This is a genomic window from Streptomyces spectabilis (assembly GCF_008704795.1).
GTDB classification, from domain to species: domain Bacteria; phylum Actinomycetota; class Actinomycetes; order Streptomycetales; family Streptomycetaceae; genus Streptomyces; species Streptomyces spectabilis.
The window spans coordinates 3,315,619-3,330,379 of record NZ_CP023690.1; the positions used below are offsets into that span (position 1 = coordinate 3,315,619).

The 14,761-nt window shown below is 69.7% G+C and carries 11 protein-coding genes; 1 reads left to right on the forward strand and 10 read right to left on the reverse strand.

The features are described from left to right. Nucleotides 1-12 precede the first annotated feature (12 nt). The 10 genes from CP982_RS14275 to CP982_RS14320 form a co-directional block, all read right to left on the reverse strand. Nucleotides 13-1,881, reverse strand: coding sequence for a BTAD domain-containing putative transcriptional regulator (locus CP982_RS14275; RefSeq protein WP_150510880.1), 1,869 nt, complete (start codon nucleotides 1,879-1,881; stop codon nucleotides 13-15). A gap of 86 nt (nucleotides 1,882-1,967) precedes the next feature. Further along, nucleotides 1,968-3,059, reverse strand: coding sequence for an HAD-IIIC family phosphatase (locus CP982_RS14280; protein ID WP_150510881.1), 1,092 nt, complete (start codon nucleotides 3,057-3,059; stop codon nucleotides 1,968-1,970). Between the two features lie 27 nt (nucleotides 3,060-3,086). Beyond that, entirely contained in the window at nucleotides 3,087-4,187 is a 1,101-nt protein-coding gene (locus CP982_RS14285) for an acyl-CoA dehydrogenase family protein (protein WP_150510882.1), read from the reverse strand. Continuing rightward, complete coding sequence (locus CP982_RS14290; RefSeq protein WP_030680036.1) at nucleotides 4,180-4,455, reverse strand: acyl carrier protein; 276 nt, start codon at nucleotides 4,453-4,455, stop codon at nucleotides 4,180-4,182. The genes CP982_RS14285 and CP982_RS14290 overlap by 8 nt, the downstream gene beginning before the upstream one ends. Before the next feature lie 14 nt (nucleotides 4,456-4,469). Next, nucleotides 4,470-5,141 (reverse strand): O-methyltransferase, encoded by a 672-nt coding sequence (locus tag CP982_RS14295; protein ID WP_150510883.1) that lies wholly within the window; start codon nucleotides 5,139-5,141, stop codon nucleotides 4,470-4,472. After that, nucleotides 5,141-6,001, reverse strand: coding sequence for a 3-hydroxyacyl-CoA dehydrogenase family protein (locus CP982_RS14300; RefSeq protein ID WP_150510884.1), 861 nt, complete (start codon nucleotides 5,999-6,001; stop codon nucleotides 5,141-5,143). The genes CP982_RS14295 and CP982_RS14300 overlap by 1 nt, the downstream gene beginning before the upstream one ends. A gap of 729 nt (nucleotides 6,002-6,730) precedes the next feature. Then, nucleotides 6,731-7,714 (reverse strand): helix-turn-helix domain-containing protein, encoded by a 984-nt coding sequence (locus CP982_RS14305; RefSeq protein ID WP_150510885.1) that lies wholly within the window; start codon nucleotides 7,712-7,714, stop codon nucleotides 6,731-6,733. Between the two features lie 535 nt (nucleotides 7,715-8,249). Continuing rightward, nucleotides 8,250-8,864, reverse strand: a complete 615-nt coding sequence (locus CP982_RS14310; protein WP_150510886.1) for a flavin reductase family protein — start codon at nucleotides 8,862-8,864, stop codon at nucleotides 8,250-8,252. Between the two features lie 299 nt (nucleotides 8,865-9,163). Beyond that, complete coding sequence (locus CP982_RS14315) at nucleotides 9,164-10,624, reverse strand: M14 family zinc carboxypeptidase (protein WP_150510887.1); 1,461 nt, start codon at nucleotides 10,622-10,624, stop codon at nucleotides 9,164-9,166. Next, nucleotides 10,624-10,914 (reverse strand): hypothetical protein, encoded by a 291-nt coding sequence (locus CP982_RS14320; RefSeq protein WP_150510888.1) that lies wholly within the window; start codon nucleotides 10,912-10,914, stop codon nucleotides 10,624-10,626. The genes CP982_RS14315 and CP982_RS14320 overlap by 1 nt, the downstream gene beginning before the upstream one ends. A 599-nt stretch (nucleotides 10,915-11,513) precedes the next feature. On the opposite strand from CP982_RS14320, the gene CP982_RS14325 reads away from it, so the two are divergent. Next, nucleotides 11,514-14,735: an RHS repeat-associated core domain-containing protein gene (locus CP982_RS14325; RefSeq protein ID WP_150515478.1), complete on the forward strand. Its 3,222-nt coding sequence runs from the start codon at nucleotides 11,514-11,516 to the stop codon at nucleotides 14,733-14,735. Nucleotides 14,736-14,761 lie beyond the last annotated feature (26 nt).

Genomic DNA, 14,761 nt, shown 5'->3' on the forward strand with positions numbered 1-14,761 from the left:
GCGGGCGCGTTCTCAACTGGCGACATGGCAGAGCCTCGCCAGCTGACGGGCCCGGGCCGCCTCGACGCGCGGTTCGGCCGCCACCGGTTCGAGGGTCAGCCGGGTGGCGTGCCGCTGGCCCGCGCCCCAGTCGGGGCGCCTGCGGAACAGCTCGGGGCGGGCCGCGGCGACCACGAGCACCGGCAGCGGCTGCGGCGCGTCGAGGAGGCCCTCGACGAACTCCAGGATCGCGTGGTCGGCCCGGTGCAGATCGTCGGCGAACACCACGAGGGGGCCGTGCCCGGCGAGCCGCGCCACGTGCGGCAGGCTCGCGGGCCCGACGGTGGAGAGCCGTACGGTCGCCGCGTTCTCCACCCGCCGCTCGAACGCCGCGAGCAGCGGTGACTTCCCGATGCCCGGGGCGCCGAGCACCAGCACGAGATGCGGCCGGGAGCGGCGGCGGACCCGCTCCAGGAGGCTGTTGAGGACGCCGAGTTCGGGCTCGCGGTCGAGGACCTCCGCCCGGCCGAAGGAGTCGCGGTAGCGCCCCTTGACCGCCCAGCGGGGCCGGGGACCGCCCTCGCGGCCGTACGCGATCGCCGATCCGGTCAGTCTCCTGGTGCGGCCGCACACCACGATCTCCGTGTCCTCGGCGGCCTGGAGCAGGGACTCGCTGTCGACGAGCAGCGCGCCGTTGACGGGCAGCGGCTCCCGTACGGGGCCGCCGGGGCGCATCCGCATCTCGCCCGTCGCCACCGCGACGCGCAGGGCGGGCCGTTCGCCGTCCGGTACGTCGAAGCAGATGCGCTGCCGCAGCGCCATGGCGGCCCGGACCGCGCGCTCGGCCGCCTGGTCGGAGCCCTCGTCGCGCGGCGGCGCGGACCTGAAGAGGGCGAGGGTGACGGAGCCGGTCGACCCGGCGACCACGCCGCCGAGCCGCCCCACCTCCTCGTGCACGATCCGCGCGGTGCGCTCCAGGGCCCTGCCGACGTCGCCGACCCGGCTTCCGGTGGCGTAGTCGGCGCGGATCAGCACGGTGCTGACGCTGCTCCGGCCGATGGTGCGCTGCGCCGGGATGAGCTGGACCGGCCGGGCGGCAGGGTGCTCGCGCGGCTCGCTCTCCTGCCCGAGCCCCGCGATCACCACCGGGCGCGCGGGTGCGGCGGGCGCCGCGATGGCCGGGTCGTGCACCAGGATCGCGTGCTGCAACAGGCGCAGCTCCCGGCCGGGTTCGAGCCCGAACTGCTCGGCGAGCCGCACCCGCACCCGCCGGTAGGCGGCGAGGGCGTCGGCCTGCCGGCCGCCGCGGTACAGCGCGAGCATGAGCTGGTGGCACGCCCGCTCCCGCAGCGGCTCGGCCTCGACCATGGCCTCCAGGTCGCTGAGGACGGCCTGGTGGCGGCCGTTCGCCAGCTCGGCCTCGTAGTAGTCCTCCATCACGTCGAGGCGCGCGTTCTCCAGGGCGGTGAGCTCCGCCCAGGAGTGCCCGGACTCGACGAGGTCGGCGAGGGCCCGCCCGCGCCACAGGGCGAGCGCCTCGCGCAGGGTGCGGGCCGCGGCGCCGGGCCGTGCGGCCGCGAGGTCCGCGCGCCCCGCCTGCGCGAGGCGGTGGAAGCGGAACATGTCGACCTGCTCGGGGTCGACTTGCAGCTGGTAGCCGTGCGCGCACGTCAGCAGGGCAGGCGGGCGGGCGTCGCCCCGCGCGTGCTCGGCGAACGTGACGCGCAGGCCGCGCACGGCGTTCTGCAGGACCTTGCGCGCCGTGACGGGCGTGTCGTCGGTGCCCCACAGCCCGTCGAGGAGCTTGCTGGTCGCCACCTCCCGGTTGGCGTTGAGCAGCAGCAGGCCGAGCGTCGCCCGCCGGCGGTCGCCGCCGAGCGCGATCGGCTTCTCGTTGTCCATCAATTGCAACGGGCCAAGAACCAAGAACTGCAAGACGTCCCCCGTAGATCGTGCTTGTTCACGTCAGCCGTGCGTGCTGTCCCCGCCTACCGCCACTCCGCCTCGCGCCCGCCGACGAGCGGGGCGGGGGCGAGGACGCGCAGGGTCGTCGGCGGGTCCTGGCGGACCGGCTCCAGATGCAGGCACTCGGTTCCCTCGGGCGGAGCGAACGGGGCCAGGCAGTCGCACGCGGCGGCGGTGAACCCCGCGAACCGGTACGCGACCTCCATCATCCGGTTGCGTTCGGTACGCCTGAAGTCGGCGACGAGGTGCACCCCGGCGCGCGCGGCGGCGTCGGTGAGCCAGCGCAGCAGCACCGCGCCCGCGCCGAAGGAGACGACCCGGCACGAGGTGGCGAGCAGCTTGATGCGCCAGGCGCCCGGCGTCTTCTCGATCAGCATGACCCCGACGGCGCCGTGCGGTCCGAAGCGGTCGGCCATGGAGACCACGAGCACCTCGTGGTCCTCGTCGGTGAGCAGGGAGCGCAGCGCGGCGTCCGAGTAGTGCACGCCGGTCGCGTTCATCTGGCTGGTCCGCAGGGTCAGTTCCTCGACCCGGGTGATCTCCTCGTCCCTGGCCTTGCCGATGCGCATCACCAGGTCGAGCGAGCGCAGGAACTCCTCGTCGGCGCCCTGGTACTCCTCGCGCTGGAGGTCCCGCTGGAACCCGGCCTGGTACATCTCGCGGCGTCTGCGCGCGTCGACGGTGACCACCGGCGGGCTGAACTCGGGCAGACCGAGCAGCTGGCCCGCCTGCTCGGCCGGGTAGCACCGCACCTCGGGCAGGTGGTAGGCGACCTCGGCGCGCTCGGTGGGCAGGTCGTCGATGAACGCGATCGTCTTCAGCGAGAAGTTGAGGCGCTCGGCGATGCTGCGCACCGAATCCGACTTCGGGCCCCAGCCGATGTGCGGAAGGACGAAGTACTCGGCGAGGCCGAGCTCCTCCAGCTTCGCCCACGCCTCGTCGTGGTCGTTGCGGCTCGACACGGCCTGCAGTACGCCGCGGGCGTCGAGCTCCGTCACGACCTTGCGGAGGGTGTCGTCGACCTCCACGTGGCCGTCCTCGACGAGTGTGCCCTGCCACAGGGTGTTGTCGAGATCCCAGACCAGGCACTTCACGATCGGTTGTGCTTCTGACATGTTCGCTCCCCCGTTCCGTGGGACCGCTCAGGCCGCCGCCGCGGCGGCGTGCTCGGCGAGTATCAGCTGGCAGATCTCGTTGCTGCCCTCGATGACTTCCATCAACTTGGCGTCCCGGAAGGCCCGTTCCACCACGTGGCCGCCCACCGCGCCCGCGGAGGCGAGCACCTGCACCGCGGCGGCCGCGCCGCGGGCCGCGTTCTGGGCCGCGACGTGCTTGGCGAGGACCGACGCGGGCACCTGCTCCGGCGAACCGCTGTCCCAGGCGGCGCTCGCCCGCTCGCAGGCGAGCGTCGCCGTCCGCTCGGCGGCGTAGAGCTCGGCCAGGTGCCGGGCGACGAGCTGGTGCTGGAGCAGGGGCTTGCCGAACTGCTCGCGCGTCGTGACGTGCCGGGCGACGGCCGTGAGGCAGGCGCGCAGGATCCCGACGCAGCCCCAGGCCACCGAGAGCCGGCCGTAGGTGAGCGCGATGGTGGTCAGCATGACGACCGGCTGGCCCGCCACCGCGAGCAGATGACCGGCGGGCAGCCGTACGTCGTCGAGCTGGACGGTGGCGTGTCCCGCGGCGCGGCAGCCGAGGGGTTCGGGCACCCGGGTGACCTGGACGCCGGGCGCCGTCGTGGGCACCACGGCGACGGCGCCGCCGCCCTCGTGACGGCCGAACACCAGGATCAGATCGGCGTATCCGGCGACCGTGATCCACGTCTTGGTGCCGTTGACGACGATGTCATCGCCGTCGCGGCGGATCTCGGTGCTCATCGCGGCGAGATCGCTGCCGGCGCCCGGCTCGCTGAACGCCACGGCGGCCAGGTCGCCGCCGGTGAGGCGGCCGATGTACTGAGCGCGCTGCGCCTTGTCGCCGAACCGCTGGAGCGTCCAGGCGGCCATGCCCTGCGAGGTCATCACGGACCGCAGCGAACTGCACAGCGCCCCGGTGTGCGCGGTGAGTTCGGCGTTGTCCAGGCCGGACAGGCCGAGGCCGCCGAACTCCGGCTTCGCCTCCGCGCACAGCACGCCCTTGGCGGCGAGGCCGCGCAGCACGCCGAGGGGGATCTCGCCCGTCACGTCCCACTCGCCCGCGGCGTCGCCGACCGTCTCGGTCACCAGCGCCGTCAGCGTGTCAAGCACCGGTGCCCCCGACGCGCAGCCGGGTCACGAGCGCGCTCATGGTGCGCAGGGTGCGGAAGTTGTCCAGGGCGAGGTCCGGGCCCTCCACCTCGACGTCGAAGGTGCTCTCCACGAACACCACGAGCTCCATCGCGAAGAGCGAGGAGACCGCTCCCGAGGCGAACAGGTCCACCTCCGGCTCCCAGGTCATCTTGGTCTTGGCCTCAAGGAACGCGCCGATCTGCTGCTCGATGGCGGCGACGGGCAGTTCCGTTGTCGAGTCCGTCATGGGAAGTCCCTTTCTCACTGCGCCTTGTTCTTGCGTGCCAATGTGATGCCGTCCGCCATCGGGAGCAGCGAGAGCTCCACCCGGCTGTCGACGTGGAGTGCGGCGTTGAGCGCGCGGATGGCCTCGGTGTCGGCGTCGTGCGCCTCGGGGTCCGCGACCCGGCCGAAGTAGAGGGTGTTGTCGAGCACGACGAGGCCGCCGGGCCGCAGCTGCGTCAGCGCCTCTTCGTAGTAGCGGGCGTAGCCGGTCTTGTCGGCGTCGACGAAGACCAGGTCGAAGGTCTCGGGGCCGTGCTCGGCGAGCAGCGCCGCCATGGTCTCGGCGCCGTCGCCGAGCCGCAGCTCGATCCGGTCGCCGACCCCGGCGCGCTCCCAGTACCGCCGTGCGATCTTCGTCCAGCGCTCGCTGATGTCGCAGGTGACGATCCGCCCGCCGGGCGGCAGCGCCCGCGCCATGCACAGCGTGCTGTAGCCGGTGAACGTGCCGATCTCCAGGACCCGGGAGGCACCGGTGAGACCGACGAGGAGGGCGAGCAGCTGCCCCTCCTCGGGCATGGTCACCATGGCGTTCAGGGACGGCATGAACGCCGTCTCGTTCACCAGGTCGCGCAGGATCTCGTCGTCGCGCAGCGACACCGAGCGCACATAGTCGAGGACACCCTCGTCGAGCTGTACCTGACCGGCCATCAGCGGACCTCGTACTCGTAGAAGCCACGCCCGGTCTTGCGGCCGTGGTTGCCTTCGGCGACCTTGCGCAGGAGCAGCTCGCTGGGGCGGCAGCCCTCGTCCCCGGTGCGCTCGTGCAGCACCCACAGGGAGTCGACGAGGTTGTCGATGCCGATCAGGTCGGCGGTCCGCAGCGGGCCCGTCGGGTGTCCGAGGCAGCCCTCCATCAGGGCGTCGACGTCCTCGGCGGTGGCCCGGCCCTCCTCGACGACGTTCGCCGCGTCGTTGATCATGCGGTGCAGCACCCGGCTGGTGACGAAGCCGGGGCCGTCGCCGACGACGATGCCCTTGCGGCCCAGGACGGCGAGCAGCTCCTGGACGGCCGTCATCGTCCGCTCCGACGTACGCGGCCCGCGGACGACCTCCAGCGTGCCGATCAGGTACGGCGGGTTCATGAAGTGGATGCCGGCGAGCTCCTCGGGGGCGGGGACCTGCCCTGCCAGCTCGTCGACCGGGATGGACGAGGTGTTGGTGACCCGCAGCGTGCCGGGGGCCACCGCGGCGGCGATCTCCCGGTGCACCTTGGTCTTCAGCTCGGCGACCTCGGTGATGGCCTCGATCACCCAGGTCGCGTCCGCCGCGGCGGCCACGGATTCGGCGAACTGGAGCTCGCCGGTGGGGCCGCTCCTCGGCAGGGCGCCCATCATCTGGGCGAGCCGGAGCTCGTCGCGGATCCTGCGGCGGGCCGTGCCCAGGCGCGCCTGGTCCACGTCCACCAGCGTGACCGGCACGCCGCGGCCGATCGCGAGCGTCGCGATGCCGATGCCCATCACGCCCGCGCCGAAGACCGCGAGCCGCTGCTCTCCCCCGTTCCCGGTCATCGGGCGATCACGCCCGTCCGTCCCCGAGCGGCCGGGGGCTTTCCCGGCCCCCGACCGGCGGCACACACGACAGACCCGCTCATTGAGCACACCTCAGCTTTACGTCCGACAAGGATTTTCCGGAAGAAAATGTCCGAATTCAGAGAATCGCGCTTGATGCAGGCGAACAGGGAAATGGATCGTCAGGTCGGCAGGGCCGCACATTTCGCAGCGCCGACTATAGAGCACTCTGCCGCAAGGACTTTACGGCACTCGATCCAAAGCAATAACCAAGAAGTATTAAACAATCGAGTCGCACGGGTTAAGTCCCACGAAACTCGTGGGCATCGCCCTGCGCGCAGATTACCCCGTCGCGGCGACGCCGGAAGCACCACATGTACGGCTACCGACCGACCTGCGAAACGAGGAATGCATGGATGAACGCGGCCCCCTTGGTGTTCAGTGAACAACTCCGCGGTTGCGCTGTTGCAACGGCCCACAGTGTCTGACAGAACGCTCGGCGGCTCCACCCCGCAGCCCGCTCATCAAGCTGCACTTCCACTTGAGGAACCTCCCCCGAACCCCGTTCCACCTGGGCACATGGAAGGCTCGGGGCAGGGCGGCCGTTGCGGCGGGGGCGGGCCGGGGCCCCGGGGCGGCGCGCGACCGCGCGACGTCCGGCCGTGTTGCGTAAAGCCAGACGCCGCGCGGCGTCGTCGGGTTGCGCGTCAGCTGTCAGCGGGGCGCGCGTCAGACGTCCTCTTCGAGGTTCGCCTCCTTCACCAGATAGCCGAACTGGAATCGGCTCGTCGCGCCGAACATCTGCATGACCTGACCAATGTGTTTACGGCAGGTGCGGACCGACACGCCAAGACGCCGGGCGATGGCTTCGTCCTTGGCCCCGGAGATCAGCATCTTGACGATCTCCTTTTTCATGTCGCCGCCGATGACATCGATTTCCGCGCGCCGGGTGTCGAACTCCTTCGCGGTGGCCCAGACGTGCTCGAAGCAGGAGTGCAGGAAGTCGATGAGCGAGCGCTCCTGCACGACGACGGCACCGCCGTCCTCACCGCTCGCCGGTATGTAGGCGGCCGTGCGGTCGAAGATGACGATCTTCCCGAAGAGCGCACCCGCCGTGCGGATCTCGGCGCCGGATTCGATCAGCTTTCCCGCGTGCTCGCGGGTGGGCGTGTCGAACCGGGCGGCGTGCTGGTAAAGGACTCGCAGACGCACCCCCCGCTGGAGCATCTGGAAGTCCTGGGTCTGTGCCTCGACCAGATCGTCGGCGGGCCATCCGCTGCCCGGCTGCATGCAGACGACTTCCTGGGAACTGTTCGCCGCCGCCTCCGACAGCAGCAATCTGACCGTCTCTGGCACTTTCACAATGTCGAACGAGTTTGTATATTGGCTGCCGAACTTGCTCGACCGGAAGAGGAGCGAGAGTCGCGCCAGATCGTTTCTGAGCTGGCCCACCGCCAGCTTGCGTTCGAGCAGATCGAGTTCGCCCTGGTTCAGGAGCTGCGAAGAGGCGATGCCCGGATCCGTCGGAATGAACCAGGCGTCCCGGTCCCGGGACGGCTGGACGAGCTGGAGCTCCAGGAGCTTGGCGACGATCTCCTCACTTTGGGCAGGATGGAAGCCCAGCTCGTGTGCGATGTCGTCGACGGCGAAGCCGTCCCTGTCTAAACTCCATTCATAAACTTCAAAAACCCCAGCGACCGGCTTGGGAAACAAAGGCGCTCCAAGTTCACTAAGTATCCCCTCCAATTCCCCCAGGAGGGGATGGTCTGCCTGAGCGGTGTTCGATGTTTCTACCAATGCGCCAATGTATAGGACTCACCCCCGATGAGCCAGGTGCCATGAGTCGGAGTTGCCGACGTAAGTCTGGTTTATTCACTTCTCTGTACCGATGGGTGACATGCGAAAAGAAGAATCGTTTCCGCAGCGCTCTTCGCGCCTTCGCCCCGGCAACCAAAGCGGCAGAGAGGGCGCGGCCAAGAACGCCGAACGCCTGATTCCGCTATTTCACCCACCCCGCACTGACCTGCGGGAAGGCGATGAATTCGATGATCACGCGGGGCCAGGCCCGGACAGCGGGCGCTCCCGCCCGCACGACGGACGACCGCACCGGGCCCTGACAGGGCACGGCTATCCGGACCTATGAATTCCGGGGGCGATATTTATCGGCGGTCCAGAATCTGGACAGCGCATACCCCTGTTCCGTCTCATGAGCGCACTCGCGGTACGGGCCACGGACGGCTTGCGCCCCTTATCTGTGCGCGTATCCGTACGCGTATCCCCGCGCGTATCCGTATGCGCCCGGCGCTACCGGTGCTGCGCGGTGGCCGCCGCCGACCGCCTGCCGGGGCCGTGCGGCCGGCGCGGCGAGCGGCTCCACGGCCTCGCGGAACGACCCGAACTTCCCGCGGTGGAACACCAGCGGCGTGGGCTCGTCCGGATTGACCCGCAGCGCGGTCACCTCGGCGATGATGATGACGTGGTCCCCGGCGTTGTGCTCGACCTCGATGGAACACGACATCCAGGCGATGGCCTCGCTCAATTCAGGACCGGCGGCCGAGTCGGTCCACGGAACACCGGCGAACCGGTCGATGTCCTTCATCGCGAACTGCCGGCACAGGTCTCCCTGATCGCTGCCGAGGATATTGACGCAGAATCCGCCGCTCCGCCGGAGGTCGACGAGCGTCGCCGACTCGTTCCCGGCGCAGATCATGACCAGCGGGGGATTCAACGACACCGACATGAAGGAATTGCACGCCATCCCCACCGGCTCGCCGAACTCCCCGGTGGTGGTGATGACCGTAACCCCGGTCGGCAGATAGCCGAGGGCCCGCCGAAACTCCTTCGCGTCGAACGGGGCAACCATAACCGACTCCTCGACTAGCCGACTCCTCGATATATCGAAAGTATATGGAGCCCGCGGAAGCCCATGTTGGGACGAGCCACCAAGACCCTTGCAGGGATTTGGCGTTGGGGCACAGTCGGGCGGGCGGCGGGGGCGCCGGAGGGCACGGCGGGCGCGAACGTCGCTGGGCGCGCGGCGCGGACACGACCACCCTCTCCGGTAGCCGCACCAGCCCCTGACACAGCATCAACTCACCGGCCGACAACAGCCCAGCAACCCACTCCTCGCCCCGGGACCGCACAACAGCCCCTGCTCACCGGTCACTTCTCCAGCGGCCCCCGGCTCATCAGATCCCTCACCACCTCGGCCGCCGAGACGCCGCGCGCACGGTCGAGGGCCACGCCGACCGCCTTGAGGTCGACGCGCACCTGCTCGTCGTCTGCCCCGGCCCGCTCGGCGAGTTCGCTCAGCAGGGCGAGGCCCTGGTCGACGTCCTGGTCGCTCACCACGAGCTTCGCGTCCGCGACGAGTTTCCCCGCGCGCTCGATCAGCGCGGCGGCCCGCCCCGCGAGCCGCTCGTCGTCCAACACCAGGGAGGCGACCGGCAGTTCGACCCTCTCGACGAGGGCGATCCACTCCCGCCCGGCCCCGGTGGTCGCGAGCTGTTCGTCGCGGACCCGGCGCAGCGCGTCCACCTCGGTCTGGCGCCCGAGCAGCCGCACCCCGATCAGGTCGAAGGCGCAGACGCTCTGCTGGGCGAGGGCGAGCACCCCCGCCTTGGCGTCGCGCTTGATGAGGGTGGGATCGCGCGGATGGAAGGAGTCCTCCACGGTCTCGACCCGCGGCCCGGTCTCGATGGTGAAGCCGTACGTCTTGTGCAGCGCGGGGTCCGCGATGTGTCGGCTGTAGGCGTAGTCGCTCTGCGTGCCGGTGGTGGCGTACAGCGCCCGGCCGGTCTGCGGGGTGTACGCACGCCCTCGTACCGCAGCGATCGCCTCGACGACCCGCCCCGCGACCGTCGTGAAGCGGAGCAGGTCGCGGGGGGTGATGTACTCCCGGTAGCCCGGGACGCCGATGGGCGCGCAGGTGCCGGTGGGCAGGCTCGTGAACCGCTGCCCCGGGTCGTCGGTCTGGCTGTGGGCGTGCCCCCACGGATACAGGACGAGCTCAGAGAACGAATGCACGTCCGCGAAGCTGTGGATGTGCCGCGTGTCGAGCAGATGCTTGACGTTGCGGGTCTCCGGTTCGGAGAACGCGCCGGACCCGACGAAGACCCCACTGCAAGGGCTGCAAGAGGTCTGCCCCTCCGTCACACCCCACACGAACGCCGCGTTGCGATTGAGATCGACCCCGTCGCACGGGGTCCCGGGGTTGTCGCGGAGGTTGCCGCGCCACATGTTGTCGACGGTCATCACCCGGTGGCGCCCGTCGGGATTGACGCAGGGCACGATCCACACGTCGAGGCTCTCCAGAATGAGCTTGACGTCCAGGGCGGTCCAGGTCCGCCCGCCGTACACGACGGCGGTGCCGTTGACATAGCTCGTGACGAGGTCGACGGCGAGCTCCACCAGCGCGTCGGGGTTCATGAGTTCCCGCGCGTGCGTGCCGCCCACCAGGAGGACGCCGCGGCGGTTCCCGCCCGGCCCGCCGCGCAGCCGCAGCGCGAACACGGGGCGCCCCTGGAGGGAGAGTTCGGGCAACTGGGTCCTCGCGCACACCTGTGGGAACGACGTGGCGAGCTGCGAGCCCACGAGATCGAGCTGGGCGACCGTCCGATACATCAGGCACCCCCCTGAAGCCGCTCCGCCAACCAGGCCCTGACCGCGTCGTCCCCTTCCACCAGCTCACTGTCCAGCGGCCGCACGGGCACCAGGGCACGCAGACGGACCTCGTAGCCGCTCTCCAGCAACCGCCGGCAGTCGTCCGCGGAGACGAGCACCCGGACCGCACCCTCCGGACCGGGAATCCGGTCCAGATCCAGATCGGCGACCCCACGGAGATCCCGGTTCGCCGCTCCGGGATGCACCGTGGCGTCGAACCGCACCGCCGGGCGCTCGGAAGGTCCACTCATGTCCGTCTCCCCACGGGAACGGCGACAGAGACGTGGACCGCCAGAAGAAACACGACGCCCCCGAACCACCGGGACGCCCCGAAGGACCGCTCGAAACCCGACAATCCACCGCTACCGACGATGCGCCGCCCCACCCCCACTGTCAACGCCACCACCGGCACCTCTCGGACTGCCAGGTGGCGGCCTTAACAGGGTGCAGATTTCGAGCCAATGCTTCCCATGAGCAACCATTGCTGGTCGGGGAGCGACCACGCGCGTACGCACGTCGGCCCCTGGGCGACTTGCCCCCTTCACGGCATATACCAGGGCTGAAATAGCAGGCAACCAAGGTGCGGGTCCGTGCGAGTTCCCTGAGGTACTGCAAATGTGCAAAGGCTCCGCGACCGCGAGGGTCGCCGGGCCCTGTCTTCCTGAGGAGAAGCATGTCTTCACGCACCACAGGAACACTGAGCAGACGTAGGCAGATTCGCGCGAGACACACCGTCGTGGCGGTTTCGGCCGCCGTGGCGCTCCTGGCCGGAGTCGTGCCGGCCGCCTTCGCCCAGGGCGAGCCGGACGGCGAGTCCCCGGCCTGGGGCAAGCGCAGCGCCAAAGCATCGATGCCGCCGGTGAAGGTCGGCGAGACGAAGGCTCCGGACTCGGTCCGTGAGCGTGAGCCGTCACCCGAGGTGGCAGCGTGGCGGGCGGCGCAGAAGGAGCGTGCCCGGACTGCGACGGGGAAGCGGGAGCGCGGCGCGAAGGCCGTGGCCGCGGTGGTGCCCAAGGGGCAGGGGGACGTGCCCTGGCACCAGATCTCCGACGTCCGAGTCACCGACTCCCTGGTGGCCCGCATCAATTACTCCACCGGCAACCTGATGCTCGCCGGGACCGACTTCGAGGTCGCGGGGGCCGGCCAGTCCCTGCAGCTGACCCGCACGTACAACTCCCTGGACGCCCCGTGGGGGAAGGTGTCGCAGCGCTGGTGGCAGAACTACGAACGCTACCTCCAGATCGAGGACAGCCAGGTGGTGCTGTACGACGCCACCGGCGGGGCCGTCACCTTCACCAAGAGGACGGACGGCACCTACAGCACCCCCAAGGGCTACCGCCTGGACCTGAAGAAATCCTCGAACGGCGAGTACACGGTGACCGAACGCGGCTCCGGCGGCAAGGACACCTACAGTGCCTCCGGCACGCTGGTGAAGGTGACCGACCGCAACGGCGGCCACATCCTCGTCGAACAGCACGACCAGGGCAGTGAGCACAAGGGCTTCAAGCTCACCGAGTCCCGCTCGGGCCGCTTCGTCGACCTGGTCAAGACCGACGCCTCGCAGTGGCAGGCCAAGGACAACTCCGGCCGCACCGCCGTGTTCGACCTCAACGCCGCGGGCGACCTGGCCAAGACCACCGACACCGAGGGCAAGGCCACGCAGTTCGGCTACGACACGAGCCGCCGCCTGACGAAGATCACCACCCCGGAGGGGCGGGTGACGGTCTTCACCTACGACGGCGACAACCGCGTCACCTCCATGAAGCGGGCCACTCACTTCGACGGCTCCGGCGAGACCGGACCGACATACACCTACGGCTACACCGCAGGCGAGGGCAGGGCAGGAACCACCAAGGTCACCGACCCGGCCGGGAACACCACGACCTACGCGCACGCCGCCGACGGCGAGATCACGAAGGTCACCGACGCGCTGGGCCGCAGCCGCGAGCGCACCTACGACGCCAACCTCAACGTCGAGACGGCCGTGGACGCGATGGGTGTGGGCAGCACCCCGGGCAACGTCACCGCCTACGGCTGGGACACCCGCTCCAACCCCACCTCCGCCAAGCTGCCCACCGGTGCCACCTCGACACTCACCGGCTACAAGACCATCGCCGGCGCGGACGTCCCCGGCAGGATCACATCCGCCGACGGCGTGGCCGTCACGTACGACTACGACGACGCGGGCAACACCACCAAGGAAACCGTCGCCGGAGCGCAGGGCGGCACCCGCTCCTTCACCTACAACCCCGCCGACCCCACCTGTGGCGGCTTCAAGGGGCAGCGGTGCGAGGTCACCGACGCCAACGGCAAGACCACCAAGGTCACTTACGACGCCAAGGGCAATCTGTCCAAGGTCACCCCGCCGAGCCCCCTGGGTGTGAGCACCTACACCTACGACAGTCTGGGCCGTGCGGAGACCAGTGTGGACGGGCGCGGCATCAAGACCGTCTACGTGTACGACAACCGCGACCGCATCAAGAAGGTCTCCAGCACCAACATGACCGTCACCTACGACTACGACGGTGACGGCAACCTCAAGCAGCGCTCCGACGCCACCGGGATCACCAAGTACGACTTCGACCCGCTGAGCCGGGAGACGATCCGCACCCTGCAGGACGGCTCACAGACCGTCCTGACCTATTACGCCGAGGGCAACGTCGAGTCGTACACGGACCCGTCCGGCACGGTGAAGTACACCTACAGCAAGGTCAACAAACTCGAATCCCTCACCGACGCACAGGGCAAGAAGACCGGCTACGAGTACGACGCGAACGACTTCCGCACCAGGACGAGCTTCCCCGGCGGCACCGTGGAGACCATCACTCCGGACAAGGCCAACCGCGCGCAGCGCATCAAGGCGACCTCGCCGTCCGGCACTCTGGTCGACCTCGCCTACGACTACGCGTACACCAGCGGCGGCACCACCAAGGACGGCATGCGGATCCGCACCGAGACCGACACCGTCGCCGGGCTCAAGCGCGCCTACACCTACGACTCCGCCGGGCGCCTCACCTTCACCGTCGAGACCAAGGGGACCACGGTCAACGACAGTTGGCTGTACTGCTACGACAAGGCGGGCAACCTCACCTCCCAGGGCACCAAGGCGGGCTGCCCCGGCGGCACCACCTACACCTACAACGACGCCTCCCAGATCACCGGCAGGAACGGTGACACCAGCGGCTGGTCCTATGACAAGGCCGGGAACGAGACCGCGGCCGCCCCGACCTCGGAGTCGGCCCGCACCGGCGGCCAGTGGAACGACTTCTCCCAGCTCACCTCCCTCACTCAGGGCGGACAGGACTTCAAGGGGCGTTACGCCTCCACCGACCAGTCGGAGCGCACACAGTTCGGCGGCACCACCTTCCACAACGGCCCCGTCGGTCTGTCCTCCAAGACCGCCGCCGGGGTGGACATGAGCTTCGTCCGCGAGCCGAGCGGGAACCTCAACTCCCTGCGCACTGAGGCCACGTCGAGGACGCAGAGCACGTACTACTACCTCACCGACGCCATCGGCTCCACCAGGGCCGTCGTCAACGACCAAGGTGCGAAGGTCAACACGTACGACTACAGCCCGCGCGGAGTCACCCGGAATATCAGCGAGAAGGTCCCCCAGCCGTACCGCTTCGCCGGCGGCTACCAGGACCCGACCGGCCTCTACCACAACGAGGCCCGCTACATGGACCCACGCACCGGCCGCTTCACCCAGCCCGACCCGGCCGGGCTCGAAACCAACCCGTACCTCTACGCCTCGGGCGACCCCACCAACATGATCGACCCGAACGGCTTGTGGGGCATGCCCGGCTGGGCCAAGGCAGCAGTCAGCACCGCGGTGGGCGTCGCCGTCGGCGCCGCCGCGACCGTTGCCGTCGGAGCCGCCTGCGGCGCGACCGCGGGAGCCGCTTGTCTCTTCGCCGGCGCCGTCACCGGAGCCCTCTGGGGTGGCGCGGCGGGTGCCGGGATGGCCAAGGCCACGGGCCAGAACACCGTCGAAGGTCTGTCCGGCGGCATCACCGGCGGCCTACTCGGGCCGTGGGCGCCCGGCCTCCGTCCGATCTACTACGTAAACTGAGCCACTCCGTGCTGTGCCTCCCCGAG

Coding starts and splice junctions, on each gene's coding strand:
- CP982_RS14275 (WP_150510880.1), bottom strand. CDS start 1,881: ATGGACAACGAGAAGCCGATCGCGCTCGGCGGCGACCGCCGGCGGGCG.
- CP982_RS14280 (WP_150510881.1), bottom strand. CDS start 3,059: ATGTCAGAAGCACAACCGATCGTGAAGTGCCTGGTCTGGGATCTCGAC.
- CP982_RS14290 (WP_030680036.1), bottom strand. CDS start 4,455: ATGACGGACTCGACAACGGAACTGCCCGTCGCCGCCATCGAGCAGCAG.
- CP982_RS14295 (WP_150510883.1), bottom strand. CDS start 5,141: ATGGCCGGTCAGGTACAGCTCGACGAGGGTGTCCTCGACTATGTGCGC.
- CP982_RS14300 (WP_150510884.1), bottom strand. CDS start 6,001: ATGACCGGGAACGGGGGAGAGCAGCGGCTCGCGGTCTTCGGCGCGGGC.
- CP982_RS14310 (WP_150510886.1), bottom strand. CDS start 8,864: ATGGTTGCCCCGTTCGACGCGAAGGAGTTTCGGCGGGCCCTCGGCTAT.
- CP982_RS14315 (WP_150510887.1), bottom strand. CDS start 10,624: ATGTATCGGACGGTCGCCCAGCTCGATCTCGTGGGCTCGCAGCTCGCC.
- CP982_RS14320 (WP_150510888.1), bottom strand. CDS start 10,914: ATGAGTGGACCTTCCGAGCGCCCGGCGGTGCGGTTCGACGCCACGGTG.
- CP982_RS14325 (WP_150515478.1), top strand. CDS start 11,514: ATGCCGCCGGTGAAGGTCGGCGAGACGAAGGCTCCGGACTCGGTCCGT.